The 26,209-nt window shown below is 71.2% G+C and carries 22 protein-coding genes; 7 read left to right on the plus strand and 15 right to left on the minus strand.

Features of this window, described 5'->3' with window-relative positions:
* Window positions 1-91 precede the first annotated feature (91 nt).
* Complete coding sequence (locus ACFSKW_RS31720) at window positions 92-1,144, plus strand: DUF695 domain-containing protein (protein WP_379576144.1); 1,053 nt, start codon at window positions 92-94, stop codon at window positions 1,142-1,144.
* A gap of 106 nt (window positions 1,145-1,250) precedes the next feature.
* Here the strand turns inward: ACFSKW_RS31720 and ACFSKW_RS31725 are convergent, their stop codons facing one another.
* Entirely contained in the window at window positions 1,251-4,445 is a 3,195-nt protein-coding gene (locus ACFSKW_RS31725; RefSeq protein WP_379576145.1) for a S8 family serine peptidase, read from the minus strand.
* A gap of 84 nt (window positions 4,446-4,529) precedes the next feature.
* Window positions 4,530-6,287, minus strand: a complete 1,758-nt coding sequence (locus ACFSKW_RS31730; RefSeq protein WP_379576146.1) for an ABC transporter ATP-binding protein — start codon at window positions 6,285-6,287, stop codon at window positions 4,530-4,532.
* Between the two features lie 78 nt (window positions 6,288-6,365).
* Between ACFSKW_RS31730 and ACFSKW_RS31735 the strand changes: the two genes are divergently transcribed.
* Complete coding sequence (locus tag ACFSKW_RS31735) at window positions 6,366-6,926, plus strand: TetR/AcrR family transcriptional regulator (RefSeq protein WP_379576147.1); 561 nt, start codon at window positions 6,366-6,368, stop codon at window positions 6,924-6,926.
* Here the strand turns inward: ACFSKW_RS31735 and ACFSKW_RS31740 are convergent.
* Both ACFSKW_RS31740 and ACFSKW_RS31745 read right to left on the minus strand, forming a co-directional pair.
* Window positions 6,919-7,578, minus strand: coding sequence for a hypothetical protein (locus ACFSKW_RS31740; RefSeq protein ID WP_379576148.1), 660 nt, complete (start codon window positions 7,576-7,578; stop codon window positions 6,919-6,921). The two genes, ACFSKW_RS31735 and ACFSKW_RS31740, sit on opposite strands and share 8 nt — an antisense overlap.
* On the minus strand, window positions 7,568-9,154 hold the full coding sequence (locus ACFSKW_RS31745) for an alpha/beta hydrolase (RefSeq protein ID WP_379576149.1): 1,587 nt from the start codon (window positions 9,152-9,154) through the stop codon (window positions 7,568-7,570). The genes ACFSKW_RS31740 and ACFSKW_RS31745 overlap by 11 nt, the downstream gene beginning before the upstream one ends.
* A 198-nt stretch (window positions 9,155-9,352) precedes the next feature.
* Between ACFSKW_RS31745 and ACFSKW_RS31750 the strand changes: the two genes are divergently transcribed.
* Window positions 9,353-9,775: a DoxX family protein gene (locus tag ACFSKW_RS31750; protein ID WP_379576150.1), complete on the plus strand. Its 423-nt coding sequence runs from the start codon at window positions 9,353-9,355 to the stop codon at window positions 9,773-9,775.
* Window positions 9,776-9,880: 105 nt separating this feature from the next.
* Window positions 9,881-10,306 (plus strand): DoxX family protein, encoded by a 426-nt coding sequence (locus ACFSKW_RS31755; RefSeq protein ID WP_379576151.1) that lies wholly within the window; start codon window positions 9,881-9,883, stop codon window positions 10,304-10,306.
* Between the two features lie 36 nt (window positions 10,307-10,342).
* Here the strand turns inward: ACFSKW_RS31755 and ACFSKW_RS31760 are convergent, their stop codons facing one another.
* Window positions 10,343-11,500, minus strand: a complete 1,158-nt coding sequence (locus ACFSKW_RS31760; protein ID WP_379576152.1) for a cysteine desulfurase family protein — start codon at window positions 11,498-11,500, stop codon at window positions 10,343-10,345.
* A gap of 53 nt (window positions 11,501-11,553) precedes the next feature.
* Here ACFSKW_RS31760 and ACFSKW_RS31765 point away from each other — a divergent pair, with 53 nt between their 5' ends.
* From ACFSKW_RS31765 to ACFSKW_RS31775, 3 genes are all read left to right on the plus strand, one after another.
* Window positions 11,554-12,054 carry a TetR/AcrR family transcriptional regulator gene (locus ACFSKW_RS31765; protein ID WP_379576153.1) on the plus strand — a complete coding sequence of 167 codons (501 nt, stop codon included), beginning with the start codon at window positions 11,554-11,556 and terminating at the stop codon, window positions 12,052-12,054.
* On the plus strand, window positions 11,970-13,361 hold the full coding sequence (locus ACFSKW_RS31770; protein WP_379576154.1) for an MFS transporter: 1,392 nt from the start codon (window positions 11,970-11,972) through the stop codon (window positions 13,359-13,361). Before ACFSKW_RS31765 ends, ACFSKW_RS31770 begins: the two co-directional genes overlap by 85 nt.
* Window positions 13,362-13,432: 71 nt before the next feature.
* Window positions 13,433-13,927, plus strand: a complete 495-nt coding sequence (locus tag ACFSKW_RS31775; protein WP_379576155.1) for an HIT family protein — start codon at window positions 13,433-13,435, stop codon at window positions 13,925-13,927.
* 55 nt (window positions 13,928-13,982) lie between these two features.
* Here the strand turns inward: ACFSKW_RS31775 and ACFSKW_RS31780 are convergent, their stop codons facing one another.
* The 10 genes from ACFSKW_RS31780 to ACFSKW_RS31825 form a co-directional block, all read right to left on the minus strand.
* A complete protein-coding gene (locus ACFSKW_RS31780; RefSeq protein ID WP_379576156.1) occupies window positions 13,983-14,936 on the minus strand; it encodes an electron transfer flavoprotein subunit alpha/FixB family protein in 954 nt (317 codons plus the stop codon).
* Between the two features lie 19 nt (window positions 14,937-14,955).
* Entirely contained in the window at window positions 14,956-15,735 is a 780-nt protein-coding gene (locus tag ACFSKW_RS31785; protein WP_358134647.1) for an electron transfer flavoprotein subunit beta/FixA family protein, read from the minus strand.
* 195 nt (window positions 15,736-15,930) lie between these two features.
* Window positions 15,931-17,286, minus strand: coding sequence for a serine/threonine-protein kinase (locus tag ACFSKW_RS31790; protein WP_379576157.1), 1,356 nt, complete (start codon window positions 17,284-17,286; stop codon window positions 15,931-15,933).
* A gap of 37 nt (window positions 17,287-17,323) precedes the next feature.
* Window positions 17,324-19,156, minus strand: a complete 1,833-nt coding sequence (locus tag ACFSKW_RS31795) for a serine/threonine-protein kinase (RefSeq protein WP_379576158.1) — start codon at window positions 19,154-19,156, stop codon at window positions 17,324-17,326.
* Between the two features lie 4 nt (window positions 19,157-19,160).
* The gene (locus ACFSKW_RS31800; RefSeq protein WP_379576159.1) at window positions 19,161-21,491 is read right to left on the minus strand and encodes a serine/threonine-protein kinase; all 2,331 of its coding nucleotides are present in this window, start codon (window positions 21,489-21,491) and stop codon (window positions 19,161-19,163) included.
* 108 nt (window positions 21,492-21,599) lie between these two features.
* Window positions 21,600-22,115 carry a YbaK/EbsC family protein gene (locus ACFSKW_RS31805; RefSeq protein WP_379576160.1) on the minus strand — a complete coding sequence of 172 codons (516 nt, stop codon included), beginning with the start codon at window positions 22,113-22,115 and terminating at the stop codon, window positions 21,600-21,602.
* 17 nt (window positions 22,116-22,132) lie between these two features.
* Window positions 22,133-23,686 (minus strand): flavin monoamine oxidase family protein, encoded by a 1,554-nt coding sequence (locus ACFSKW_RS31810; RefSeq protein WP_379576161.1) that lies wholly within the window; start codon window positions 23,684-23,686, stop codon window positions 22,133-22,135.
* Window positions 23,679-24,521 carry a M55 family metallopeptidase gene (locus ACFSKW_RS31815; protein WP_379576162.1) on the minus strand — a complete coding sequence of 281 codons (843 nt, stop codon included), beginning with the start codon at window positions 24,519-24,521 and terminating at the stop codon, window positions 23,679-23,681. The genes ACFSKW_RS31810 and ACFSKW_RS31815 overlap by 8 nt, the downstream gene beginning before the upstream one ends.
* 125 nt (window positions 24,522-24,646) lie before the next feature.
* Window positions 24,647-25,852 (minus strand): DUF6395 domain-containing protein, encoded by a 1,206-nt coding sequence (locus ACFSKW_RS31820; protein ID WP_379576163.1) that lies wholly within the window; start codon window positions 25,850-25,852, stop codon window positions 24,647-24,649.
* Window positions 25,843-26,181, minus strand: a complete 339-nt coding sequence (locus ACFSKW_RS31825) for a hypothetical protein (RefSeq protein WP_379576164.1) — start codon at window positions 26,179-26,181, stop codon at window positions 25,843-25,845. The genes ACFSKW_RS31820 and ACFSKW_RS31825 overlap by 10 nt, the downstream gene beginning before the upstream one ends.
* Window positions 26,182-26,209 lie beyond the last annotated feature (28 nt).

Consider the following 26,209-nt stretch of genomic DNA (forward strand, 5'->3'; position numbering starts at 1 on the left):
GCGCCGGTCGAGCGTGGAGGCGCGGGACCGGCTCGCCGTACCGGACGGGATCGGGGAGATGCGCGCCTGTGGGGTGCGAGAATGCTGGGTTATGCGACTGTTCGGGCGCAAGGACGACGAAGAAGAGGCCGGCGCGACCGGCGACGGGCTGGCGGAGTTCTGGGAGTGGTGGCAGCAGACCAGGCCCCAGATCGACGCGCTGGTCGAGGCGGGTGAGGCGGAGCGGCTGTCAGAGCTGATCGCGCCCGCCGTCACCGCGATCCATCCCGGCCTGGTCTGGGAGGTCGCCCCGGGCAGGCAGGCCCAGCAGGCGCTGGTGGTGACGTCCGCGGGCGACCCGGAGCTGCGCTCGCTGGCTCACAGGTGGGTGAAGGGCGCGCCGGAGAGCGACGCGCTGTGGGAGTACCACCCTTCGCGCCAGGCCAACCCCGAGGCGATGGAGCTGACGCTCGACGTCGGCGGCTACGAGTTCGCGCTCGACAAGCTGCTGCTCGGCCTGCGCGTCCCGAGAGGGAACCCGCGCATGGACATCGCGGCCTTCCACCCCGTCTTCGTCATGCTGGACGAGGAGACCCGCATGGAGGCCACGCTGCTGGCCCTCGACTGGCTGCTCGGCGAGGACGACGTGGCCAGATGGGTCGGCGAGATCACCGCCGCGACGTTCCAGCCGATCGACTCCGTCGAGGCGGTGCACCTGCCCGCGGTGATCGCCGACCTGGCCTCCGAGTTCGCCGAGGAGCAGTGGGCGCTGCTCGAAGGACAGACCGCCGGCGGCGCGCCGCTCGTCGCCACGGCCCGCTATCCGCTGCGGCCCGTCGACTACCCGCTCTACGACCAGCACATCCAGATCACGCTCCCCTACGCGCGCGCCGACGAGAACGGCCTGCCGGTGGGCGAGTCGCTCGCGTCGCTGCGGGAGTTCGAGGAGCGGCTGGCCGCCAGGCTCAGCAGGCTGCACGCCGACGGGGTGCTGGCGGCGCACCTGAGCGCGGAGGGCGCCAGGATGATCCACGTCTACGCCGACCCGACCGGCGAGGCCGCCATCCACGCCAAGGAGCTGATCGTGAGCTGGGAGGAGGGCCAGCCGCTCGTCGACGTGGTCACCGACCCCGGCTGGACCTCCGTCGCCCCCTTCCTCTCCTAGCGGGCCACGGGCGCCCGCGCGGGAACCGCGGTGCTCTGGGCGCGCCCGAGCGGGAACCGCGGTGCTCTGGTACGGCTGCGCGCTCAGCCGTACCAGAGGCTGGGGATCAGCCCACGGCGTACGCCCGGGTGATCGTCTGGGTCAGACCGGCGCCCGCGGCGTCGGTCACCACCGCGCGGAGTGAGACGAATCCCGGCGTGCGCGGGTTCGGAACCACGGCGGTCCACCCCTGGCCGGTGCGGACGACCGGGATCCGGCGCCAGGTCGTGCCGTCGTCGGAGGACATCTCCAGCCGGACCGACTTCACCTCCGCCTTCGCGGATCCCGGGTTCCGCTCGGTCCACATCGGCAGCGGCGTCAGCGAGCCCGGCTTGGCGCGGTTGGAGTCGTCGAGCCCTGCGGGCGCGTAACGCATCGCCATCAGCGGGAGCGGTCGCTCCTCGGCGGTGTTCGAGGACGTGAACGTCCAGACGGACTCCACTCCCGTGGAGAGCGCCGAGTAGGGCACCTGCCTGCGCATGGACGCGGTCAGCGTGTAGGCGGCGGACTCGGCGGGGAGGTCGGCGCGAAGCTCACACGCCTTCGGCTCGTAGATCCCGCAGTTCGCGAGGTCGGCCTTGGCCACCACCCGCCCGTCCCTGGTGAGGGCGGCGGTGCCGGTGGCGGCGCTGTCCGAGCCCGATCTCCCCGCGCCCCCGTCGGCGAACGACCCGACGGCGGAGAACGTGAGCCTGTCCCCGGTACGGCTGCCGCCCGGCAGCAGGAACGAAGGGCCGGTGACCGCGGTGTTCCACACCTCGCTGGTCTGACCGCGCTTCATGACCTTGCCGCCGTCCATGAGGACGGACGTGCCGACCTCGAGCCCGCTATCGTAGGTCAGCCCCGGAGTCCGGTACTGGGTGAGCGTGCCGGGCAGGCTGATCTCACCGACCAGCCACCCCAGGTTCATGCCCGGCATGTCGATGGCGCGGAATCCGGCGAGCGGCATGCCCGTGGCCGCCACTCCTGACGCCTTGTAGGTCGAGATGACCTTCGCCAGGTCCTGCTGCCTGGCGTTGTAGGTGGGATCCTCGGGGATGCCGTCGGTGTGGTGGTGGACCAGGTCGTAGACGTACGGGCTGGGAGAGGCGTCCTTGCTGAGCCACAGGGTCCCCAGATGGTAGGTCAGCCCTGGCAGACGGACGGGAACGACGAAGAACTCGCTGTTGACGTCGCCGCCCGCCAGCACCCAGGAGTTCCACTTGCCATGGGCGAGGCCGTAGCTGAAACTGCGCTGAGGCTGGGCGGTCGGGTCGTCGAGTGTGACCTTGGCCGGCTTGCCCTCGCGAGCGTCCACCGCCAGTTGCCGGTCACCGCCGTCGACCTTCAGCGGCTTGACGGCGATCGTGTCCACCCACTTCCCGTCGATCTTCTCGGTGATCTCGGTGTGGAGGTTCCAGTCACCCTCGGGCAGCCTGATCTTGGCGACGCCGTTCCGGAAGGCCGGCTCGTGGATGGTCCCGCTCGTCGGGTCGTAGACCGTACTGGCCCTGGGGTCGACCGGCTGCCCCTGTCTGCCGGTCGCCGTGATGGTGACGTCGTAGGACTCCGGCTCGACGTAGGCGCCGGCCAGCGTGCGGATCACGGTCTCACCCGACCGGGCGGTGACCGTCCCGGGGTAGTCGCCTGGCGCCTTGCCGCCCGCGTCGATGGTGAGGGTGACCGAGGCCTCGCCCTTCGCGGGCACCTCGACCCGGTCGGCGGACAGCTTCAGCACCTCGCCGTCGACGGCGAGGTCGAGGCCGACCGGGGTGTCACCGGTGTTGGCGTAGGTGATCGTCCTGGTCGTCACCCGCTCGCCCGTGCCGTTCCACGGGAAGGCGGCCCACACGTTGCCCGGCGTGGCCACGACCTGCTGCTTGAGCGCGCGCACCAGGTCGACCAGCCCGGCGCCCTGCTGGTAGAGCGTGGCATCGTTCGACGGCTTGGCGCTGCCGATGAGCGCGGCCTTCAGCTGCGCCCCCGTCCACTCGGGGTGCCGCTGGGCCAGGATCGCGGCCGCTCCCGCGACGTGCGGCGAGGCCATCGAGGTGCCGCTGTAGGCCACGTAGGGGCCGTCGGCCGTGCCGGAGGCCGCGGCGGCCACGATGCCCACGCCCGGCGCGGTGACGTCCGGCTTGATCGCGTGGTCGCTCGTCCGCGGCCCCACGCTGGAGAAGTCGGCCAACCGGTCCTGCTTGTCGACCGCCCCCACGGTCAGCGCGGCCTCGGCGCTACCGGGGCTGCCGACCTTGCCGTTGGGGCCGCCGTTTCCCGCCGCGGCGACGAACAGGGTGCCGGTCCGCTCCGACAGCGTGTTGACCGCCTGTTCCAGCGGGTCGAGCTCCAGGCTGTCCACGTCGCCGAAGCTCATGTTGACGACCTTGGCCTTGACCTCGACCGCCGCCCATTCCATGCCCGCCAGGATGGCGGAGTCTGTCGGGCCCGAGGCGTTGCCCACCTTGCCGACGGCCAGCTTCGCCTCCGGCGCCACCCCGCGGTACTTCTCGCCCCTGCCCGCGACGATCGAGGCGACGTGGGTGCCGTGGCCGAGAGTGTCGCGGACGTCGGGGTCGGTGCTGAAGTTGCGCGCCTGGACCACCGCGTCCTTCAGGTCGGGATGGTCGGGGTCGTAGCCGGAGTCGAGCACGGCGACCGTGACGTCCTTGCCGGTCATGCCCTGCTGCCACGCCTGGGGGGCGCCGATCTGCTTGACGCTCTGGTCCAGGGAGTAGGACCGTCGGCCGTCCAGCCACAGCTTGGTGGTGCCCGCCGCCAGGGCGCGGGCCCCGCCGCCGGTCAGGTCCTTCCACGCCTGCCCTGCGCCGGCCTTGGGCACGCTCGACGCGCTCATCCCGAGGCTGGACAGCCGGCGGGTCTGTCGTGCGCCCTGAGGGGCCAGAGCCTGGCCGTCCGCCGCCTGCGAGATCACGGGGATGTCGGGGGTGTCGGCGTCGCCGTATCCCCAGGCCAGCAGCTGGGTGACGTCGAACAGCCGCCGGTCCAGCACCCCCTGGGCGACCAGCGCATGGGCGTCGGACGGGATCACGTACAGGTGCCCTCCGCGCACCTGGCTCGCGAAGCGCACCCGCCTGCCGGGTCCCGGCTCGACACGGTGGCCGCGGCCGGTGACCACGACGCGGTCGCCGGTGATCAGGGTGACCCCGCTCGCCTTGGCCGTGCCGGCCTGTGCCTGCGCGGTCGGGGGCGACGGCTCCTGGGCGGGCGTCATGCCGACCGCCCCGGCCAGGAGCGCGGCGATGAGCGACTTTCCTAATGTCATGACCTGCCTCACGGGTGAAGGAAACGATCTCCCTTTGTTCGCCGAAGTCCGCGATCGGGTTCTCGCTCTCTTCACCCGTGCAGGTCACGCCACTGCGGCAGGCACTCCTTGCGAGGCGATGCGCAGCGCCTCGACGAGCCGCCGGTACAGCTCGTCGGACTCCAGGAGCTCCTCGTGGGTGCCCTGGGCGCGTACGCGGCCGTCCTCCATCACCACGATCAGGTCCGCGTCGATCACCGTCGAGAGCCGGTGGGCCACCGTGACCACCGCGCCGGCCTTCGCGCGTGACCTGATGCACTCCTGGACCGCCGCCTCGGTCAGCCCGTCGAGCTGGGCTGTCGCCTCGTCGAGGAGCAGCACGTCAGGGGTGCGCAGCAGCGCCCTCGCCAGCGCGATCCGCTGCCGCTGGCCGCCCGACACCGAGGTGGAGGACAGCGCCGTGTCGAGCCCGTCGCCGAGCCTGTCCACCATGTCGGCCAGCCGTACCTCGGAGAGGACCCGCCGCAACTCCTCCTCCGTGGCGTCGGGGTGGGAGAAGAACAGGTTGTCGCGGATCGTGCCCGGCACGATCGGCGTGTCCTGCTCGACGTAGGCGAGCCGTTCCCGCACCTGCTCGTGCGTCAGCCCGGTGTACGGCACGCCGTCCAGCAGGATCTCTCCCCGCTGCGGCTCGAGGAAGCGCAGCAGCAGCGAGAACAGCGTGGTCTTGCCCGCGCCCGACGGCCCGACGATCGCCGTGTGGCCCCTGCGCGGGATCACCAGGTCGACGCCGCGCACGGCCGGTTCGGCGTCGGGCCCGTAAGCGGCCGAGACCTGGCGCAGCTCCAGGATCGGGCCGCCGGACGCGGCGGCCCCCTCCTGCCGCGTCACCGGCACGTCGCTCTCCAGCTCGAGGTCGTCGACCGCCCTGATGCGCTCGGCGGCGGCGATCCCCGACTGGAGCGCGGTGATGTTCTGGCTCAGCTCGGTGACCGGCTCCATCAGCGCGAACGCGTACAGCAGGAACGCGATCAGGCTGGACACCTCCAGCAGGCCGGCCCCGACCCGCCATGCGCCGATGCCGAGGATGAGGATGATCGCGAGCTGGATGCCCGCCCACGCGAGGGTCCAGGCGATGGCCTCCCTGCGCACCGCGAGGACGCTGTGGCGGGTGGACGCGCGCGCGTCGGCGATGATGCGGTCGGCCTGGCGGTCCTCCGCCCTGCTCACCTTGATCGTCCTGATCGCGCGCAGGGCGCTTTCCAGGACGCCGCCGAGCCTGCCCACGTGTTCCTGCGCCTGCTCCTGCGCCTTGGCGATGGCCGGCATGAGGACGGCGAACAGCACGCCGACCACCAGCACCGCGGCGACCGTGGTGCCGAGCAGCACGAGGTCGAGCACGCCCATCAGGACAAGCGTGCCGATGAGCATGATCACGCCGTTGATCAGCCCGATCACGCTGGAGGACGCGGCCTCGCGCAGCAGCACGGTGTCGGAGGTGACCCTGGTGACGAACTCGCCCGTCGGGCGCCTGGTCACCTCGGACACCTTCGCCCTGAAGAGCCTGCGGACCATCGCCTCGCGGGCGTCCAGCACGACGCGCTCGCCGAGCGCGCCCAGCAGGATCCACTGGCACGACCAGATGGCCGCCCCGATCAGCAGCAGCACCAGCAGTGCCGCGACTGGGCCGTCGAGCGAGGCGGAGGCGCCGAGCGAGTCGAGCACCCACTTGGTCACCATGGGCGTCGCCAGGCTCAGCCCCGAGCCGACCAGCGCGAGCAGCAGCCCGATCGCCAGCCTGCCCTTGTGTGGCCTGGCGAACGACCACAGAACGCGGAGTCGCGGGAACTTGGGAACACTCATGCTCTCCAGTGGAACACAGCTGTTCCATAACGGTCAAGCTCGTTCCACAGTGGTGCACGGTGAGCTAATGTGGAACACATGACGACTGTTGAGACAGGGATGCGCGCACGGACCAGGCGCGCGATCCTCGACGCCGCGGTCGCCACGCTGTCGAAGAACCCCGGCGCGTCGCTGAGCGACGTCGCCGCGGCGGCCGGAGTGGGCCGCACCACGATCCACCGTTACTTCCCCGAGCGGTCCGACCTGATCACCGCCATCGGCGACGACCTCCTGGAGAAGATCGCGGTGGCCACCGAGCGGGCCCGGCCGGGCGAGGGCCCCGCGCTCCAGGCGCTCGACCGGCTGTGCCAGCAGTACTTCGAGCTCGGCGACGGGCTCATGCTCGTCTTCGCCGAACCGCACCTGATGGCGGGCGAGAAGTGGGAGGTCGAGACTCCTTCGGACCGGGCGCTGCTCGAACTGATCGAGCGCGGGCACGCCGAGGGCGTCATCGACGCCGAGCTGCCCGCGGACTGGGTGCAGCAGCTCGTGTGGTCCGTGCTCTACACCGCGTGGCAGCACATCCGCGACTCCGGCGCGTCCAAGCACGAGTCGCTGGGGCTGTGCCTGCGCTCGCTCAGGAAGTCCCTCGCTACGTGAGGCCGCCGGGACGCCAGGAGCGGGGCATCAACCCGGTGGTCGCCGCGGCCCGGTCCTCCTCAGGGCTTGCCTTGGCCCGCCCTGGCCTGGTCCGCGTGACGTAGCGGAAGGGAAGCCCTCCAGGAGCGGCCAGCATCCCGCCGAACCGGGTGTCGCCCGCGAACCAGACCTCCTGCCCCGCCCCCGCGCCCTCATCAGGACGCCCGCCCTCCCCCGGACGCGCGCCCTCATCGGGAGGCGGGAACGAGCACTGGGCCTGCCCGTCCGGTCGCAGCAGCACCACCCGGCTCTGGTGTGCCCATCGCCGCCCCCGCTCACGCCGTCCTTCGGCGGCGACCACGCGGACGACCTCGACGGCACAGGGCCACACCTGCCAGCCGTACGTGGTCATGATCGCTCTCTCCTTCCGCCGCGCCCTGCGCCACAGCAGGACAGGGCCGGCGGTCACCAGAAGGACCACGGCGAGGGCGACGGCCGCCGCCGACCCAGGGCCTTCCCTCACAGCCACGAGCGCCAGCGCCAGGGCTTCGACGGCGAGCACGACGAGGCCCACGCGCAGGCCCCTCTCCCGGCCCCGCAAGACCTCGTCCACGCCGGGCGTGTCGATCGCCGCGCCCGGCAGCACCCGGTACCCGAAGTCCTCAGCGAGCATCCACGTCCTCGGCTCCCGCGCCGCGTGGTCGCATCGCGTCGGTACCCGGCATCCGCGCGGGGTGCCAGACCTGACGGCGGATCATCGCCCCAGGCGACGACGTCGTCCGACGATCGGCCCGGCCTGTCACCGGCACCCCTGGGCAGGTCGCACCGGGCCGGGGCAGTGCCAGGGTCAGGAGGTAGCCGTCGATCGCGGCACGGGTGCAGGGGCTGAAGTCATAGGTCCGGTGGCCGACGCCCTCATAGGTGAGCAGCACGCTGCCCGGCATCCGCCGCGACACCGTCACCGCGAACTCGTGCGGAGTGGCGACGTCGTGGCGGCTGTTCACCAGCAGGGCCGGCGGCGTGCCGTCCCTGAACCGGTAGGGCCGCTGCGGGTAGCGGGTGGTGATGTCACGTCCTTGGCAACCCACGACGTCTCTCCAGCCGGTGAAGGTCCATCGCAGATGCGGGGCCGCGTGCCGTACGGCGTCGCGGAGCCGTACCAGCTCGCGGAAGTCGCGGATCGGCCAGCGGAAGTCCGCGCAGAAGATCGCGCTGTACGGGTCCTGGTTGGTCCGGGGCGGCTCCCCTTCCCGGGTGGCGCGTGGTGCGGCCTGACCTTTCAGGACCGCCAGGTAGTCGCCCAATCCGGGCCACAGTGACTGGTCCGCCATGCCGAACTCGGCTCTGCCCGCCAGCCACTCCGGCGTCAGCACGAAGTCCGGGAAGTCCGGATCGCGAAGCTCCCCGCGCTCGGCCCTCGCCCTCAACTCGTCGAACACCTTCACCACGTCCTGCCCGCTGAGGGCGCAGCCGGACGACGGCTCACCGCACCACTCCGCGAATAGGTGGAACGCCCGTTCCGACGTGCGGACCCTGGTCGTCAGGAAGTCCTGCGGCCGGCGGAGGCTGTGATCCAGGTTCCCCTCCAGCACCAGCGCACGCAGCCGGCGGGGGAAGAGCTCGGCGTACAGCTGGCCGAGCAGCGTGCCGTACGACAGCATGTAGAGGGAGATCGTCCGCTCCCCGAGGGCGGCACGGATGGCCTCGACGTCACGGGCCACGCTCATGGTGTCGGCGTGGTCGAAGATCGGCCCTGACAGCCGGCGGCACGCCTTGTCGTAGGTGTTGAGCCTGGCCAGCATCTGGCGGTATTCCTCGGCGGTGGCCGGATTGTCTGGCTGATTGGGGATCGCCGGGCAGAGCACCGGCGGGCTGCCGGGGACGCCCCGGGGGTCGAAACCGATGAGATCGAACCGCTCCAGCAGCTCCGCCGAGAACACGTCGGCGGCGTCGACGGTCGCCTCCACGCCCGCGATGCCCGGGCCCCCGAGGTTGAACACCAGCGAGCCGATGCGGCGGGACGGGTCCGTCGCCTTCCGCCTGGCCACCGCGATCTCGATCATGGCGCCGCCGGGGTGATCCCAGTCCATCGGCACGCGCACCGACCCACACTCGACCACCGGGTCAGCCAAGTCCGCCGAGTCCGCCTTCTCCGCCTGGCCCGCCGGGCAGGGCCGCCAGGAGATCGGCGGCGCCGCCGACGCGCGAGCAGGAACGGCTAGCGGGCCCAGCAGGAGAAGCACCGACATGATCCATCGGGATGTTCGCATCATGATCAACGGTCCACCTGCCCCTGGAGACGCGCGTGCCGCAACCTTCACCCCGGAGATCATCGGTGTCAACCAGCGCCAAACGTGGCGGATCAGTTAAATCCATCCCAAATCTCCTTGGCACCACCTGAGGCGCCTCATCTGGTGGGCAGAGCTCAGCAGGAGAGGAGGGCGGCTATGAAATTCGTCGAGTCGGCCAAACCGTACGTCCTGTCCCTGTACCGCATCGTGCTGGGGCTGCTGTTCGCCTCCGACGGCGCGGCCAAGCTCTTCGGCGTCCTCGGCGTCGACGCGGTCCGCCCCGGCGAGTGGCCTGGCTGGTATGCGGGCATCATCGAGCTCGTCGGCGGCTTCCTGGTCATCATCGGCTTCTTCACGCGCGTCGCGGCGCTGATCTGCTCGGGCGAGATGGCCTTCGCGTACTTCACCGTCCACCAGCCGAAGGCCCTGTGGCCGCTGCAGAACGAGGGCGAGCTGGCCGCCGCCTACTCCTGGGCCTTCCTGATGATCGCGGTGATGGGTCCCGGAGCGTGGGCGCTCGACACGTGGCTGAGCCGTACCCGCGCAAGGGGGCGCGTCACGCCTCCCTCAACGGCCTGACTCGCCGGCGCCTTTGCGCATCAGTCAAATACCGCCCAAATCTCTTCCGGACGGCCCAGCATGCCTCGCCGAGCGGGCAGAGCACTCCAGAAGAGGAGAGTCATCATGAACGTTCTGGATACGGTCAGACCGTATGTCCTGTCTATATTTCGCATCGTCATCGGGTTGATGTTCGCCTGCCACGGCGCGGCCAAGCTGTTCGGCGCCCTCGGCGGCGAGGCGGTTCCCGTCGGCGTCTGGCCGCAGTGGTACGCGGGCGTCATCGAGGTCGTCGGAGGCGGCCTGGTCCTTCTCGGGCTGTTCACGCGCATCGCGGCGCTGATCTGCTCGGGCGAGATGGCGTACGCCTACTTCCTCGTCCACCAGCCGAAGGCCCTGTGGCCGCTGCAGAACGAGGGCGAGCTGGCCGCCGTCTACTCGTGGTCGTTCCTGCTGATCGCGGTCATGGGGCCCGGCGCGTGGGCGCTCGACACGTGGCTGAGCCGTATCCGCATGCGCGAGCATCTCACCGCCCACAACGGCGTGGCCTGACCGGCGCTCCCACGTCCGCCCGCGAGGCCCGTGCGATCAGCTGAGGCCCGCGCGGCGCGCGCGCTCGACCGCAGCGGGGAGCACCTCGATCAGCCGGTCGACGTCCTGCTGGGTCGAGGTGTGTCCGAGAGTGAACCTGAGGGAGCCGCGGGCGGCCGCGACGTCCGCGCCCATCGCCAGCAGGACGTGGGACGGCTGAGCCACCCCTGCCGAGCACGCCGACCCCGTCGAGCACTCCACGCCCTTGGCGTCGAGCAGCATCAGCAGCGCGTCGCCTTCGCATCCGGGGAAGGAGAAGTGCGCGTTTCCCGGGAGCCGGTCGACGGGATCGCCGTTGAGGATGACGTCGGGCACGGCCTGCCGTACCCGCTGGATGAGGTCGTCGCGCAGGGCGGTGAGGCGGCGCGCCTGGTCCTCCTGGCTCTTCACCGCCGCGGAGACGGCTGCGGCCAGGCCGGCGATGGCGGGGGCGTCGAGGGTGCCGGAGCGGACGTCGCGTTCCTGTCCGCCGCCGTGGAGGACGGAGACGGGCGTGATGCCGCGCGCCAGGAGCAGCGCGCCGACGCCCATGGGGCCGCCCACCTTGTGTCCTGTGAGGGTGAGCGCCTCGGCGCCGGAGTTGGCGAAGGAGACGGGCAGCATGCCGACGGCCTGGACGGCGTCGGTGTGGAAGGGGATGCCGTGCTCGCGCGCGATCGCGGACAGCACGGGGATCGGCTGGACGGTGCCGACCTCGTTGTTGGCCCACATGACGCTGACCAGGGCGACGTCCGACGGGTCGCGTTCGACGGCGGCGCGCAGCGTGTCGGGGTGGACCCTGCCATCGGCGTCGACCTCGAGCAGGTCGACCTTGGCTCCCTGCCGGTCGGCGAGCCACGCGGCGGGGTCGAGTGAGGCGTGGTGCTCGACCGAGCTGACGAGGATGCGCCTGCGCGGCTCGCGCGCCCAGTAGAGGCCCTTGATGGCGAGGTTGTCCGCTTCGGTGCCGCCGGAGGTGAAGACGACTTCACTGGGGCGCGCGCCGAGGGCGTCGGCGATCGTCTCTCGGGACTCTTCGACCACCCGCCGGACCTGCCGTCCCGCAGCGTGGAGCGACGAAGCGTTTCCCACGCGGCCGAGCTGCCGGGTCATCGCTTCGATGGCCTCGGGAAGCATCGGAGTGGTCGCCGCGTGATCGAGGTAGGCCGGACTCACCCGATCAGAGTATCTCGTTTGCTACTGTACCGTCCGGACGGTATAGTAGAGGCATGAAGCGTGACGAGTTGCTGGATGCGGCAGAGGACCTCCTCTGCGACCAGGGCTCCGCCGCGCTCACCCTCGCCGCCGTAGCCGACAGGGCCGGCGTGAGCAAGGGTGGCCTTCTCTACCACTTCAACAGCAAGGAAGCCCTGATCAAGGGCATGGTCGAGCGGCTCATCGCGGAGTTCGACGACCTGATGGCGGCACAGCAGGGCGACACCTACACCAAACGGTACATGGGCGCCACGCTGACAGCCGTCCGCTCGGGCCGGCTGCGACGATGGGCGGTCGTGACGGGCGCCTCGGGCAACCTGTTCCTGCTCGCGCCGCTGCGCGACGCGATGGCCAGGTGGCACCGCGAGGGGCTGGCAGACGAGCCCGACCCCGTGGCTTCCCAGATCGTACGGCTGGCGTGTGAGGGCCTGTGGGACGTGGCGAGCCACGACCCCGACCTCAACACCGAGAGCGACCTCCAGGCCCTCGAGGCCCGCCTCCTCGCCCTGCTGTAGCGCGCCTTCCACCGCGCCACTCCCCCCTCCCCTCCCCCAAATCACCGAACACGACCACGCCCCTGCGCGCTTTCCGCAGGGGCGTCATTGAACGATCCCGAGAGGTGTTGACGATGACCCGCGACCTGAGGACTGCCCGTTATGGGTCGATCCTCACTTTTGTCCTTGCTGGCTTGATGGTGGGCACGATGACCGTGCGCATCCCCGCGCTGACCGACAAGCTCGGACTGTCCGAGGCGACGATCGGCGTGGTCCTCCTCGTGTGGGGCCTGGGCGCGCTGGTCACCATGCAGGCGATGCGCGGCGTCATGAGCCGCGCGGGCAGCAGGACGGTGCTACGGGTCGGCGGCCCCGCGACGGCGCTGTCGCTGCTCGGCGTCGCCTGCGCGCCCAACCTGCCGTCGCTGCTGGTGGCGGTCGCGGTGTTCGGTATGGCGTTCGGCACGGTCGACATCGCGATGAACGCCCAGGGTTCCACGGTCGAGCAGGCCTACGGCAGGCCGCTGATGAACGGCATGCACGCCGGATGGTGCGTCGGCGCGATCACCGCGGGCGGCGTCGGCAGCCTGGCGATCGCCTTCGGCCTGTCCTTCACCGGCAACCTCGCGCTCGTCGCTCTCGTCTCGCTCCCCCTGATCATGATCATCGGCCGGACCTACCTGCCCGAGACCCCGGTGGCCGTGACCGTCACCAGGACGCGCAGGCGGATGCCGCCGATCGTCTACCTGCTGGGCGCGATCATGTTCTTCGCGTTCATGGTCGAGGGCACGGTCGCCGACTGGAACGGCCTGTTCATGCGGGACGAGCTGGGCGCGACCGAGGCGGTCGCGGCGCTCGGCTACCCGATCTTCGAGGTCGGCATGCTGATCGCCAGGATCGGCGGCGACAGGCTGCGCTCGCGCTTCGGCGTCCGGGGCATCATGACCGTCTCGGGTCTGGCCACGGCCGCGACGTTCACGATCGTGCTCACGGCCGCGACGCCGCTGATCGCCGTCCTCGCGATGTTCTTCGTGGGTCTCGGTGTGGCGACGATCTCGCCGATGACGCTCTCGCTGGCCGGCACCTCCACCGACAACCCCGGCCCCGCCATCGCCCAGGCGGGTGCGATGGGGTACGCGGGCCTGCTGCTCGGCCCCGTGGTGATCGGCTTCCTCAGCGACCTCACGTCGCTGAGGACGGCATTGGGCATCGCGGTCGCCCTCGGCGTGCTCATCGCGCTGGCCGCGCGGCTACTGCCGCGCGCGGAGCCCGAGATCATCACGATCGCCCCCGTCGAGCGCCGCGAGCCCGCCGAGCTCGCCGCCTGACCCTCACCCGCCGGGCGCCCGCCGAACCGTACGGCAGGCGCCCCCGGGTGAAGAGGCGGAAGAATCGGTCCATGATCCGTTCTGAACGCATGGACCTGGACGCCTACGTCGAACGAACGAGAAACGGCCCCTGCTTCATCTGCGCGATCGTCGCCAGGGATCCCGCGCACGACCTGGAGGAGATCCTGTACGAGGACGAAGGGCATCTGGCCTTCCTGGCGAGGTATCCCACCGTCCCCGGCTACACGCTCGTCTCGCCCAAGGCCCATGTCGAGCACGCCGTGCGGGACCTCGACGAGGACGCCTACACGGCGCTGATGGCGGTGGTCCGCAAGGTCGCCCTCGCCGTCGAGGCGGCCGTGCCGTCGGAGCGGACCTACCTGCTCACCTTGGGCAGCCAGCAGGGCAACGCGCACCTGCACTGGCACGTGGCACCGCTCCCGCCCGGCACGCCGTACCACGAGCAGCAGTTCTACGCGCTGATGAGCGAGAACGGCATCATCCCGTGGGACGTCGAGCAGGCCCGCGTGCTGGCGGACCGCATCAGAGCCGCCCTGGCGGGCTAGAACGGCAGGAAGGCGGCGGCCCCGACAGGAGCCGCCGCCTTCCGCCTGCCTGGTTCTACTTGCGCTTGCTGACCTCGTCCGCGAGCTGCGGGACGACCTGGTGCAGGTCGCCCACGACACCGAAGTCGGCCAGTTCGAAGATCGGCGCCTCGGGGTCCTTGTTGATCGCGATGATGGTCTTCGCGGTCTGCATGCCGGCCCTGTGCTGGATCGCGCCCGAGATGCCGGCGGCGATGTACAGCTGCGGCGACACGGTCTTGCCCGTCTGGCCGACCTGGAACTGGTGCGGGTACCAGCCCGCGTCCGTGGCGGCGCGGGAGGCGCCGACGGCCGCGCCGAGCACGTCGGCGAGGTTCTCGATGACCGAGAAGTTCTCCGCCGAGCCGACGCCGCGGCCACCGGAGACGACGATGGCCGCCTCGGTGAGCTCGGGGCGGGCGCCCTTCTCCTGCTTGACCCTGTCGACGATCTTCGAGGCCTTGGCGGCGTCGGAGAGGGCGACGGACACCTCCTCCTCCGCGCCCGCCGCGGGGGCGGGAGAGGGGGCGGTGGAGTTGGGGCGGACCGCGATGATCGGGGTGCCCTTGGTGACGCGGGAGTGGACGTTGACGCCGCCACCGAAGATGGACTGGTCGGCGACGAGGCCGTCGCCCACGCCGACCGCGTCGGTGATGACACCCGAGTCGGTCTTGACGGCCAGGCGGCCGGCCACCTCCTTGCCCTCGGCCGTGGCGGCGACGAGGACGGCGGACGGGGCGGCGCTGCCGACGAGCTGGGCGAGCAGCTCGGCCTTCGGCGCGACGACGTAGTCGACCACGTCGGCGGAGCCCGCGACGTAGACCTTCTCCGCGCCGTACTCGGCGAGCCTGGCCTTGGCGTCGGCCGTGAAGCCCGGGCCTGCCCAGACGGCCGAGGGGGTGCCGAGCGAGCGGGCCAGGGTCAGCAGCTCGAGCGTGACCTTCTTGACCTCACCGTCGACCTGCTCGACGAGAACGAGAATCTCCGACATATCAGCAAAACCCCCGTTCTCAGATGAACTTCTTGGACGCGAGGAAGTCGGCGGCCTTCGCGCCACCGTCGCCCTCGTCCTTGACGATCGTGCCCGCCGCGCGCGGAGGAGCGGCGGCGAAGTCGACGACCTCGGACCAGGCCGCGCCGAGGCCGACCTGAGCGGCGTCGATGGAGGCGTCGGCCACGGAGAGGGTCTCGACCGGCTTCTTCTTGGCCGCCATGATGCCCTTGAAGGACGGGTAGCGCGGCTCGTTGATCTTCTCGACCACGGAGACGACGGCCGGCAGCGTCGCCTCGACCTTGTCGTAGCCGTAGTCGGTCAGTCGCTGGATGGAGATGGAGGAGCCCTCGACGTCCACCTTGTTGGCCAGCGTGAGCTGGGCCGCGCCGAGGCGCTCGGCCAGCATGGCGGCCAGCACGCCGGTGCGCGCGTCGGTCGACTCCGAGCCGAGGATGACCAGGTCGAACCCGATCTTCTTCAGCGTCTGCGCCATCGCGTAGGAGGTCGAGAGGGCGTCCGAGCCGTGCAGGGCGTCGTCGCTGAGGTGGACCGCCTTGTCCGCGCCCATCGCCAGGGCCTTGCGGATGGTCTCGGTGGCCTTGCCCGGGCCCATGGTGAGGACGGTCACCTCGCCGCCGTGGGCCTCCTTGAGCTTCAGTGCCTCCTCGACCGCGTACTCGTCAAGCTCGTTGACGACGCCGTCGACGGCGTCGCGGTCGAGCGTCTTGTCATCGGACCGGAGCTTGCGCTCGGTCGCCGTGTCGGGGACCTGCTTCACGCAGACGACGATGTTCATGGCCGGTGGCCGACCTCCCGTGATCGCATGCTCGGATGAGTGCTGTCCAGACTGCCAGACTGCCCGGGGCGCCAGCTGCACGGCCCCTCGGGTCGTCATGTTACCCATGAGTAGCTTTGACGCAAACCCGCAGCTCGTCCCACCATACCGAACTTTGTTCCAGAGGCTCGCGATGCCCCCGATCGAAAATCCCTATCAGGCGTTCAGCAGGAAGACCACACCCACGACCAGCGCGGTTCCGGCGAAGAGCGCCAGCGTGAAAGGGCTGAACAGAGCACTCAGCGCCAGCCACAGCACCGCCACCCCCGCCACGGACGTGAGGTCCGTCACCATGCGGCGGACCTTGAACAGACCGCGCGAGAGCAGCGCCACCGCCGCGTCGGCGACCACGACCAATGCGTAGGAGGCCAGCAGGAACAGGGAGACCTCGGGCAGCGGGGTCCGCGCGGCCGCCGCGAGCAGCGCGGCGAACACCCCCGAGCCGATCACCCACCGCCTGCGGACCTTCTCCCTGTGCAGGGCCCTGGACTCCTCGACCGTCCTGACGTGCCCGTCCCTGCCCGGCCGCCACTCGCGCGTCGACAGGCCGTGCACGTCCGGCTCGCCCGGATGGGCGGGACCCGTGCCGGACCGCCTGCCCACCCAGAAGAACCCGCCTCTGCCGGCGCCGCGACCGCTCGACGCCTCGAGCAGCGCCGCTTCCTGGTCCTGGCCCAGCGCGGAACGACGGCGCGCCGTACCCGCGCCTGTGACGCCGTGACGGCCGCGGGCGGGGGCGTCCGCGGCCAGCACGGCGCAGATCTGCGCGGCCGTCGGCCGTGCCTCGGGATCCTGCAGCAGGCAGTCGCCCAGCAGCGGCTCCAGCCACGCGGGCACCCCCTCCAGGTCCGCCTCGTGATGGACCACCCGATAGGCGACGGCCGACAGCGGCCCCGTCCCGTACGGCTGGCGCCCCGTGGCCGCGTAGGCCAGCGTCGCGGCGAAGGAGAACACGTCGGCGGGCGCTCCGGCCTCGTGCCCCTCCAGCACCTCGGGCGCGAGGTAGCCCGGCGTGCCGATCACCGCGCCCGAGGCGGTGACCGACAGCGAGTCGAGCGCGGAGGCGATGCCGAAGTCGATCACGACGGGATCGCCGTCGGCCATCATCACGTTGGCCGGTTTGAGGTCCCGGTGGACCACGCCCGCCTCGTGCATGGCCAGCAGCGCCTGCGCCAGCCCCCTCGCCAGCCGCCGCAGATCGGCCACGGGCACGGGGACGACGCTGAGCGGGCGCCCCTGGACGTACCGCGTCACGAGATACGGCCTGTCGCCCGCGAGGGATGCGTCGAGCACCTCGGCCACGTACGGCCCCTCGACCAGGCGCATGGTCTCGACCTCGCGCTCGAGCCTGGTCAGCGCCTGGGCGTCAGCCGCGACGTGAGGGTGCAGGAGCTTGACCGCGACCGTGCGCCCCTCGGGGTCGAGCGCGAGGTGCACCTCGCCGAACCCTCCGGAGCCCAGCGTGGACAGCAGTCGGTAGGGGCCAACGTGCTCACCGTCCGGCTCGCTCATGACTCCATAGTGCCCCGCCCTGAGGCGGGAGACCACGTTATGACCAGGGTGACAGGAAGCCGAGCCCGAGGCTGGTCATGAGCGAGTCGATGAGCCCCGTGATGAGGCCGGTCACGCTGTCCCTCGCGCTGCGGGTCAGCTCCCTCACCACATCCGAGGGCTGCTCCCACGGGTGCCACGTCGGTTCCTGGCCCATCGCGAACATCACCGCGAGCAGCGCCGCCGTACCGACGACGAGCGCCACGACCAGGCCCGCTCCCGGACTGCGGATCACGCTGGTCAGCGTGCGGGTGACCGCCTTGCGCGGCGCTCCACCGCCCGGCAGCACGAACAGGCCGGCCGCGAAGGCGCCGGCGGCGTAGGCCACGGCCTGGTCGCTCTGGACCTTCAGGCCGTAGTGCAGCACGCCCCACACGCACACGCCCCACAGGATCGACAGCGGCACCTGCACCAGCGACACCAGCGACGCCTTGATCAGCGCCCATGGCGTCCCGAGCAGGATCAGCGCGGGATCGGCCGCGCTGCTGCCACGCAGCTGGCGGCGCGCGACGAGATCCCCGAACAGGTACTCGCCCACGCGCAGCACCAGCGCGATCACCACGGCCGCGGCCGCCGCCATCACCGGCATCATGACCGCGAGCGCGACCAGCAGGGCCAGCAGCAGTCCCGCGATGAGCGGGTGCCCGACGCGGTACCTCGGCCGTTCGGCCGGAGGCGGCGCGTAGGGCCGCTGGGACGCGGGCGCGGGCGGTGGCGTGTACGGCCTGACCGCGGCCTGCTGCTGCGGCGGCGGCGGGGCGAAGCCCGCCACCCGCTGGTCGGGATAGGGCGCCGGCGGCCGGTACTGCGGCACGTTCGCGGGCACGTACGGCGGTGGCTTGGGCTCCTCGCGCTGCCTCGGCTTCGGCTCCTTGCGGGGCTTGGGCTCGGGCCTGGGCGGTTTGGCGTACTCCACGGGCGGGAGCAGGTCGGAGTAGCTGTCGTCACGCCCGAACGTCTTGGTCTGGCCCGGCTGCTCCAGCACGCGCGTGCCGCTGGGCGGCGTCTCGTTGAAGGCCGTCACCGACGGGTCGAGCTGCCGCGCCATCCGCAGCAGTTCCTGCGCGCTCGGCCGCGACTGCGGGTCGACCGACAGCGCCCTGCCGAGCCAGCCGCGCAACCAACCTGGCGCCTTGTCGAGCTGCGCCCTGCCTTCCATGATGTTGAAGCAGATGACCTCGAACGTGCCGGTGCCGAAGGGCGGCGCGCCCACGGCCGCGAAGAACACCGTCGAGGCCAGCGCGTGCACGTCGGCCGCCTGGGTGATCTCCGAGTCACGGATGATCTCGGGCGCGAGGTAGCCCGGCGTGCCGACGAACATGCCGGTCTGCGTGAGCCTGGTCGCGTTGACCAGGTGCGCGATGCCGAAGTCGATGACCAGAGGCTCGCCGTCGACCAGCATGACGTTGGACGGCTTGAAGTCACGGTGGATGACGTCGGCCGCGTGGATGGACACGAGCGCCGCGCACAGCCCCTGCGCCAGCCTGATGAGCTCCTGGGCGGGCAGCGGCCCGTCGGTGAGCACCGTCTCCTCGAGCGTGCGCCCGGGCGCGAACCTGGTCACGACGTACGGCTGGCCCCCGACCAGCTCGGCGTCGAGCACCTCCGCCACGTGCCTGCTGCGCACCCTGCGCATGGTCTCGACCTCGCGCGTCAGCCTGTCACGCGCCTTGAGATCGGCGGCCACATGGGGGTGCAGCACCTTGATGGCGACCTCACGCCCCTCCTCGTCGATCCCGAGGTGGACAACTCCCATGCCCCCCTCGCCGATCTTCCTGACGAGCCGGTAGGGTCCGAGACGCTCGGGTGCCTGGGTGTTGCCGGTGCTCATCTACTCATCCCCCTCCTTGGTCCGCCTTCCCCCTGAGGCCCTGGAGCTGGTCCGTGATCGAGCTCACGTCGACCGGTGTCCATACGGACCGTCTGCCCGTGTCGGGCACCGTGCCGTACGCCAGGACCAGTGAGAGCGCGGCTCCGACCGCGAGCACGCCCGCGACCCCCATGGCCACGGTACGCGACGGAACCAGGGACGCGAGCGTCCTCCGCATCTGCCGTCCTGGGGCTTCGACACCGGGACCGGCGCACACCGTCCATAGCGCGATCGCTCCGCCCCAGGCCAGCGCGTTGCTCAGCGGCATCGAGGTCAGCACGGTGAGCAGCAGCGTCACCGGCAGTCCCAGGATCAGCGCGTACGGCACGAGCGCGACCGTGATGCCGATCGACTTCAGCAGCGCGGCGGGCTGGGCGAACACCCTCAGCACGTCGGCCGCCGCGGCGCCGGTCGGACGCCTGGCGTTCAGCTGGGGCTGCGCCAGGTCGGCGGCGCGCAGCAGCACGGCGACGGGGATCGCCACCGCGCTCACCACCAGGGGGGCGAGGACGGCCACCACGATCATGATGATGAGCAGCATGGCGCCCGCGACGCCGTACGCCTTGGAGCGCTGCAACGCCAGGCCGGGACGCGCTCCTGGGATGCGCGGCTCGCGCCACGTCTCGGGGTCGTGCGGGGCCTGGTGGCCCTGCTGGGGCACCTGCTGATGACCCTGTTGGAGACCCTGCTGATGGCTCTGCTGGGGCACCGCCTGGTACGGCTGCTGCCCGTAGGGCGAGGGGAACTCGGGCGCGTCGGGACGGACCCTGCGCGTGGGGATGTCGCCGTCCCTGTGCGGATACGGCGAAGCCTGCTGCGGGACGCCCTGGTAGCCGGAGCGCCCGCCCTGCGCGCCCGCCTGGCCGCCTGCGGCGGGCGGGAACGAGCCAGGCCCCTGCTGGTAGCCGCCTGAGGGCTGCCCTGTGCCCTGGGCGGGCGGGGCTTGGTGGTTGGCCGGTCCCGCCGCCGGCCACGGACGGCCGGCGGGCGGGTCGTTGGCCGCGCGGGTCGGCACGTCCCACGGCTGGGCGGAGGCCTCTTCGCGCATCTGGCGCAGCTCTTCGGGGCTCACCCGCCGCGTGGGCCACGGGTCGCCGCCGGTGGTCGCGTGCTCGCCCTGCCGGCCCTGGGTGCCCGCAGGGCCCTGGCCGCCTGACCCGCTCTGGCCGCCTGGCCCGCTCTGAGCGCTGGGGCCGCTCTGGCCGCCTGGTCCGCCCAGGACCCCTGGTCCGCCCTGACCGCCTGCCTGGCTCTGTCCGCCCGTCGCGCTCTGGTTGCCGGTCGGCGGGGGGCTCTGGTCGCCCAGCAGCGAGACGTACTCCTGGCTGCCGGGGGCGGGCGTGCCGTACGACCTGGAGGAGGACGGCGACCCGAGCGGCGGGCGCGCGGGCGGGATCGCGGGGGTGGGCATGTCGGCGGGGTCGGTGGCAGGACGCGCGCTCTGCCGGTCGGGGCGCGGCACCGTGGAGATCTCGTCGGGCACCTTGGCCGGACTGGGCGCCAGCCTCGCGGTCTGCTCGGCCAGGTCCGCGGCCTTGGGCCGCTTGGAGGGGTTGCGCTGGAAGGCGGCCTTGAGCAGCGGCTGCAGCTCGCGCGGCGCCGCCGACACCTCGGCCTTGCCCGCCGTGATGTTGTAGAAGATCATCTCCAGCGTGCCCTTGCCGAAGGGCGGCTGGCCGGTCGCGGCGAACAGCAGCGTGCCTGCCCACGCGTGGATGTCGACCTCGGGGCCCGCCTCGTGGCCCTCGATGATCTCGGGCGCGAGGTAGCCGGGAGTGCCGATGAACATGCCGGTCTGCGTGAGCCTCGTCGCGTCCACCGCCTGGGCGATGCCGAAGTCGATCAGGACGGGGTCGCCGTCCAGGAGCAGCACGTTGCCGGGCTTGAGGTCGCGGTGGATCACGCCGACGGAGTGGACGGCCGCCAGAGCGGACGCCACGCCGTGGGCGACCCTGGCCAGCGCGGGCAGCTCCAGCGGCCCGTCGTGCTTCACGATCTCGTCGAGGGCACGTCCAGGGACGTAGCGGGTCACGATGTAGGGCCGGTGTCCCGTCACGTCGGCGTCGAGGACCTCGGCGATGTACTTGCTGCGCACGCGCCGCATCGTGTCGACCTCGCGCGAGAGCCGCCGCCTGGCGACATCGTCGCCGGCGACCTCCGCGCGCAGGACCTTGACCGCCACCTGTCGCCCCTGCGGGTCGACAGCGAGGTGGACAACGCCCATTCCGCCTTCACCTAGCCGCCTGAGCAGCCGGTAAGGGCCTAGTCGGTCATCGTTCATGGCATGAAGCACCATACCGGCTCAAACCCCGCCCCAGAGATGAACCTCAAGGTCACATTCCCACGCATGTGTAACGTCTGAAATGCCCCCATGGGTTTCCCAATCATCGGTATCGCGTTGGTCTCAATTCGCCAGGTCCAGGACCTCCGCGGTCTTCAACCCGGCCAGTACGGCCCCTGACAGGGCCAGTTTCGATCGCCTCACCCCACTGCCGACGATCACGCTGGGATGCGCGGCGACCCTGCTGTCGACCAGGATCGGCCAGTCATCGGGCAGGCCGAGCGGCGTGATACCTCCATACTCCATCCCGGTCAGCGAAACCGCATCGTCCATGGGGGCGAAGCTTGTCTTGCGCGCGTCGAGGCGCTTTCTCACCACGCCGTTGACATCGGCCCTGGTCGTGGCCAGCACCATGCAGGCGGCGTAGCGCACCTCGCCGCCGCGCTTGGCGGCCACCACCACGCAGTTGGCCGACGCGTCCATCGCCACCCCGTACTCGTCGCAGAAGGCCGCCGTGTCGGCCAGGTCAGGGTCGATCTCGGCCACGCGCACCTCCTCCTCCATCTGACGTACTGCGAGCGCCACCGGTTCGGCCAGCAGGTCGGGACGGTCGAGCGCGGGGACCCAGATCAGTGTCATGACCAGGACCCTACGCCTCACGCGGACCTGGCGGCTCGCTGGTGGAGCTGGGTCACGGCGCTCCTGGCCGACTCCATGGCGCCCGCCTGCCAGGCCACCAGGTGAGTGAGCCAGTCACCCGCGAAGTACACCCTTCCCGACGGACGTTGCAGGAGAGTGAAGGACGAATCAAAGGACGGCCAGCGAACCCATCCCCCCTGAAGGTGGGGCTGGCGCTCCCACGCGATGGAGACGCTCGACAGCAGCTCCGACCGGTACTTCTCGCCGTGGATCTTCTTGCCCTGGGTGAGCGCCCTGTGTCTGCGGTCCTCGGGGGTCAGCGCGCCGTACAACTGGGCGGCCTCGTCGGAGTTGTAGTAGCCGACCAGGAGGCCGCGCTGGGCGTGGTAGTCGTAGGAGGGGTACCAGATGTGCGTGATGTCGAGATCGGTCTCGGTGACGCCTCCGTAGATGCGGTCCTCGAGCTCCCACCAGCGCCTGCCGTACTCCAGGCCGATCTTGCCGGCGGCGACCGGAACGGGGGTCTTGAGGGCAGTAGTTACCTTTTGCCCGAAATTATGTGAAATCTTCGCCAACACGTGCGGCGGGAGCGTGGCCACGCAGAAATCGGCGGTCAGCTCGCCGCCCTCCCACGCGACCGTGACGCCGTGCTCCAGGTCGGTGATCGAGGTGACCCTGGCGCCCGTTCTGATGCGGTCGCGGCCGACCGCCTCCGTCAGCCTGGCGACGATCGCGTCCATGCCGCCCACCGGCTGGAACATGGGGGTCGCCTGGTCGTAGCCGAAGTCGTTGGTGATCGCCCGGCCCACCCCCGCCGCGAGGACGTCGTGCAGGCCGGCGGGCCCGGCGATCTCCGTCCCCCCGCCCATCCCCGGGTAGGTGGTGAAACCGCGCCGCTCCGACCCCTCGTAGGCCAGCCTGGGTCCCAGGTCGCCGAACCTGCGCAGGAACTCCAGCAGCCGCTCCCTGTCGTCCTTGGTGAGCCTGCGGTCGAGCGAGCCCTGATGGGTGGCCTTGGCCAGCAGCTCCGCGATGTATCCGTACATGTCGGCACGCGCGGTCTTGTTCCGGACCGTGCGCCCGTTCGTGTGGACGTAGGCGGCGGCGTTGGTGTTGACGAAGGTCTCGATGGGGATGCCGAGCTCGCGGCAGTAGTCCATCGTCACCATCCAGGGCGCGATCCTGCCGGGCCCCGCGTTGAAGTAGACGCCGTCGCCGAAGCGGACGTCCTGGGCAGGGCCGTTCAGCTCGGTGAGGCGGTCGCCGCCGCGCAGCGTGAGGTTGCGCCCTCCGGTCCTGCCGCTCGCCTCCAGGACGGTGCAGTCGTAGCCCGCCTTGCCCAGCTCGTAGGCGGCCGTCAACCCGGCCACACCCGCGCCCAGGACGACCACGGAGGCGGCGCCCCTGCCCTTGAGCGTGAAATCCCCCGGCCTGGGCGGGGTGAACGCCTTGTCCTGCTCAGCGGGCGCCAGCCCGAGCGCGCCCATCGCCGCGTACATCGCGCCGGCGCCGCCCGCCGCGCCGATCCCGACCAGCAGGCCCCGCCTGGTGAGCGTGGCCCGATCAGCCATACGGGCCGCTGCCGCAGGCCACCTGCCCGCCGATCGTCGCGAACAGGCCCATCAGCGCCATGATCTCGGTGAAGTCGTCCGTCACGAACTCGATCTCCCGCGAGCCCGCCTGCTTCACCCCCGGGATCAGTCCGCAGGCCGCCGCGATCGCCGTGGAGTTCCACTCCACACCCAGCGTGTACGGCCTGCCCGCCGCATAGGGCGTGAAGTCGGTCAACCTGTCGACCGCCCGAGCGGCGCTCTCACGGATCCGCGACTGGGCCACGCTCGGCGGCAGCAGTTCGGCCGAGAACTTGTCGATCCCCTTCTTCACCGCGACCGTCTCGACGTCGCCGAGCAGCTCCCTGGCCTCCTCGCCGACCGCCTCGTCGCCCGTGACGAGCGCGACGGGCACGCCGTGGAAGCCCGCGCAGGCCGCCACCAGCCTGGTCTCGCCACACGGCTCGCCGTTGAGGAAGACGTTCTGGATCTCCTTGCCCATCCAGGTGTGGTTGAGCACGCCGTGCTGCACGCCCGCGCGGGCGTGGTAGCCGACGAACATCGCCGCGTCGAACGAGGAGTCGAGCCCCTGGGCCATGCGCTGCGACTTGCCGGGGCCGCGGATGAGGGTGGCGCGCGGGTCGAGCAGATCGATCCGCAGGTTCTTGGTCGAGCCGTGGGCGTCGTTGACCAGCACGCTGGTCGCGCCCGCGTCGAACGCGCCCTCGATGGCGGCGTTCGCGTCGGCGGTCATGAGCTCGCAGCCGCGCTCGTAACCGCGCTTGCCCGCGTGCATCTCCTCCGGGTCGGTCAGCCCGGTCACGCCCTCCATGTCGACCGACAGGTAGACCTTCACCTCACCGCCTCCTCTCGCTCACAGTTCGGTCCAGGGAAGTTCCGGTTCGCGGATGCCCGACCCCGGGAGGTGCCGGCTCGCTCACAGCCCGACCCAGGGGAGCTCCGGCCATCGTCCACCGGGCGTCACGCGCCCCACGTCTCCACCCGCCGCGCCTGCGCCTCGTCCATGAACCCCACGCGCGCCGCCATGAACTCCGTCACCTGTCCCCGCCACGCCGGGGGGATCTCCTCGATCGCCGGCCGGTAGCAGTGGTCCAGCCACGCCGTCGACTCCTCCGTCGCCCGTAGGTACTCGGCCGCCTTCGCGAAAGGCGTCTTCTCGATACCCGGGATCCGCGCGCAGCCGTACTCGATCATCTCCTGCCCGCCGTACGGGGGCGGCTCCTGCCACTTGCGCGCCACGGGACGGGCGGCGGTGATCGGGGTGTCCATCGGCCGGCGCTCGACCGCGGCCTGGATGAGCTCCTTGTACAGGCACTTCCCGCAGGTGCGGCACGGTCCACCGGTACCCCGGAGGCACCACCTGACCTGCGCCTTCAGCGGCGACTCCAGCGCGATCCGCATCGTAACCGCCTCGCTCACACCACCCACGGGCAGCACGATGTGCACGCCCACCGCCGCGAACAGCCGCCCCCACGCCCCGTGCGGCGCCCACATGAGGTTGTCCGGGGTGTAGCGCAGCAGGTAGCGGTCGCCGCCCAGCCAGCGCGAGCCCAGCTCGTAGCCGAACGCGAGCCCGCCCAGGTCCATCCGGTCGGCGAGCAGCAGGGCGCCCGCCGCGACCGCGTGGTGCTCGGGATAGCCGGGCCGCGGCTCGGCCAGCGTGAACTCGAGGTCCGAGTCGACCGTGGTCACCTCACGCCCGGTCTGTACGGCGAGCTTGGCCAGCACGTCCGACCTGTAGTGCGGCCACCGGTTCGGAACCCGCGGGTGCGAGACCCGCCTGAAGTGCACGAACGGCGCTTCGGGGAAGATCGTCGCCGCGGCCACGGAGTCGGCGCCGCCGCTGTAGGAGAGGGCCAGCGTCCCGCCCGCCATCCGCGGCGTCCCGCCGACGGGCCCCGCCTCGACACCCCACCCGTCGTGCAGCACCCGCGCCAGCTCCGGCGAGACCGGCCGGTCGAACGTGATCCGCCTGCGCGTCCACGGCGCCACGATCGTCCAGGCGGCCACCGCCCACAGATCGTCGTGCGCGTCGCCGGGCACGCCCCTGATCTCGCACGAACCGGTGGCCAGCTTCACCGGATGGCCGTCGGCGGCCCTGCCGGTGATCTCGTCCTCGGGGTCGAGCCTGAAGGTCAGCTCGCCGCCGTTCCACCTCACGCGCACGAGTGCTCCCTGAGCTCGTCGATGGCCTGCCAGACGAGCACCTCGTTCTGGAGCACCTTGTCGAGCGCCTGGGCGGTCTCGAACGCCAGCCGGTGCGCCTCCTCCGCCTTCGGGTCAGGCCGGTGCTCGGCGCGGGCCTCGGACGGCCTGGGAGTCGTCCTCAGCCGCTGCACCTCCGCCTGGAGAGTGGTCACCTCACGGCGGAGCGTCTGGACCTCCCACAGCGCGTCCTTGATGTCCTGCCGGTGGTCGGCGACCGAGATGTAGCGGGAGTCGAACCATGAGCGCACGGCCTTCCTCAGCCGCGCCGGGACCAGGACGCGCATCATGAAACGTCACGATAGCGGCAAACCATCA

Source organism: Nonomuraea mangrovi, assembly GCF_042681425.1.
Lineage (GTDB): Bacteria > Actinomycetota > Actinomycetes > Streptosporangiales > Streptosporangiaceae > Nonomuraea > Nonomuraea mangrovi.

Excerpts from the sequence above, each read along its gene's own strand:
- ACFSKW_RS31720 (WP_379576144.1), top strand. The coding sequence starts at position 92 with ATGCGACTGTTCGGGCGCAAGGACGACGAAGAAGAGGCCGGCGCGACC.
- ACFSKW_RS31725 (WP_379576145.1), bottom strand. The coding sequence starts at position 4,445 with ATGACATTAGGAAAGTCGCTCATCGCCGCGCTCCTGGCCGGGGCGGTC.
- ACFSKW_RS31730 (WP_379576146.1), bottom strand. The coding sequence starts at position 6,287 with ATGAGTGTTCCCAAGTTCCCGCGACTCCGCGTTCTGTGGTCGTTCGCC.
- ACFSKW_RS31735 (WP_379576147.1), top strand. The coding sequence starts at position 6,366 with ATGACGACTGTTGAGACAGGGATGCGCGCACGGACCAGGCGCGCGATC.
- ACFSKW_RS31740 (WP_379576148.1), bottom strand. The coding sequence starts at position 7,578 with ATGCTCGCTGAGGACTTCGGGTACCGGGTGCTGCCGGGCGCGGCGATC.
- ACFSKW_RS31745 (WP_379576149.1), bottom strand. The coding sequence starts at position 9,154 with ATGTCGGTGCTTCTCCTGCTGGGCCCGCTAGCCGTTCCTGCTCGCGCG.
- ACFSKW_RS31750 (WP_379576150.1), top strand. The coding sequence starts at position 9,353 with ATGAAATTCGTCGAGTCGGCCAAACCGTACGTCCTGTCCCTGTACCGC.
- ACFSKW_RS31755 (WP_379576151.1), top strand. The coding sequence starts at position 9,881 with ATGAACGTTCTGGATACGGTCAGACCGTATGTCCTGTCTATATTTCGC.
- ACFSKW_RS31765 (WP_379576153.1), top strand. The coding sequence starts at position 11,554 with ATGAAGCGTGACGAGTTGCTGGATGCGGCAGAGGACCTCCTCTGCGAC.
- ACFSKW_RS31775 (WP_379576155.1), top strand. The coding sequence starts at position 13,433 with ATGATCCGTTCTGAACGCATGGACCTGGACGCCTACGTCGAACGAACG.
- ACFSKW_RS31780 (WP_379576156.1), bottom strand. The coding sequence starts at position 14,936 with ATGTCGGAGATTCTCGTTCTCGTCGAGCAGGTCGACGGTGAGGTCAAG.
- ACFSKW_RS31785 (WP_358134647.1), bottom strand. The coding sequence starts at position 15,735 with ATGAACATCGTCGTCTGCGTGAAGCAGGTCCCCGACACGGCGACCGAG.
- ACFSKW_RS31790 (WP_379576157.1), bottom strand. The coding sequence starts at position 17,286 with ATGAGCGAGCCGGACGGTGAGCACGTTGGCCCCTACCGACTGCTGTCC.
- ACFSKW_RS31795 (WP_379576158.1), bottom strand. The coding sequence starts at position 19,156 with ATGAGCACCGGCAACACCCAGGCACCCGAGCGTCTCGGACCCTACCGG.
- ACFSKW_RS31800 (WP_379576159.1), bottom strand. The coding sequence starts at position 21,491 with ATGGTGCTTCATGCCATGAACGATGACCGACTAGGCCCTTACCGGCTG.
- ACFSKW_RS31805 (WP_379576160.1), bottom strand. The coding sequence starts at position 22,115 with ATGACACTGATCTGGGTCCCCGCGCTCGACCGTCCCGACCTGCTGGCC.
- ACFSKW_RS31810 (WP_379576161.1), bottom strand. The coding sequence starts at position 23,686 with ATGGCTGATCGGGCCACGCTCACCAGGCGGGGCCTGCTGGTCGGGATC.
- ACFSKW_RS31825 (WP_379576164.1), bottom strand. The coding sequence starts at position 26,181 with ATGATGCGCGTCCTGGTCCCGGCGCGGCTGAGGAAGGCCGTGCGCTCA.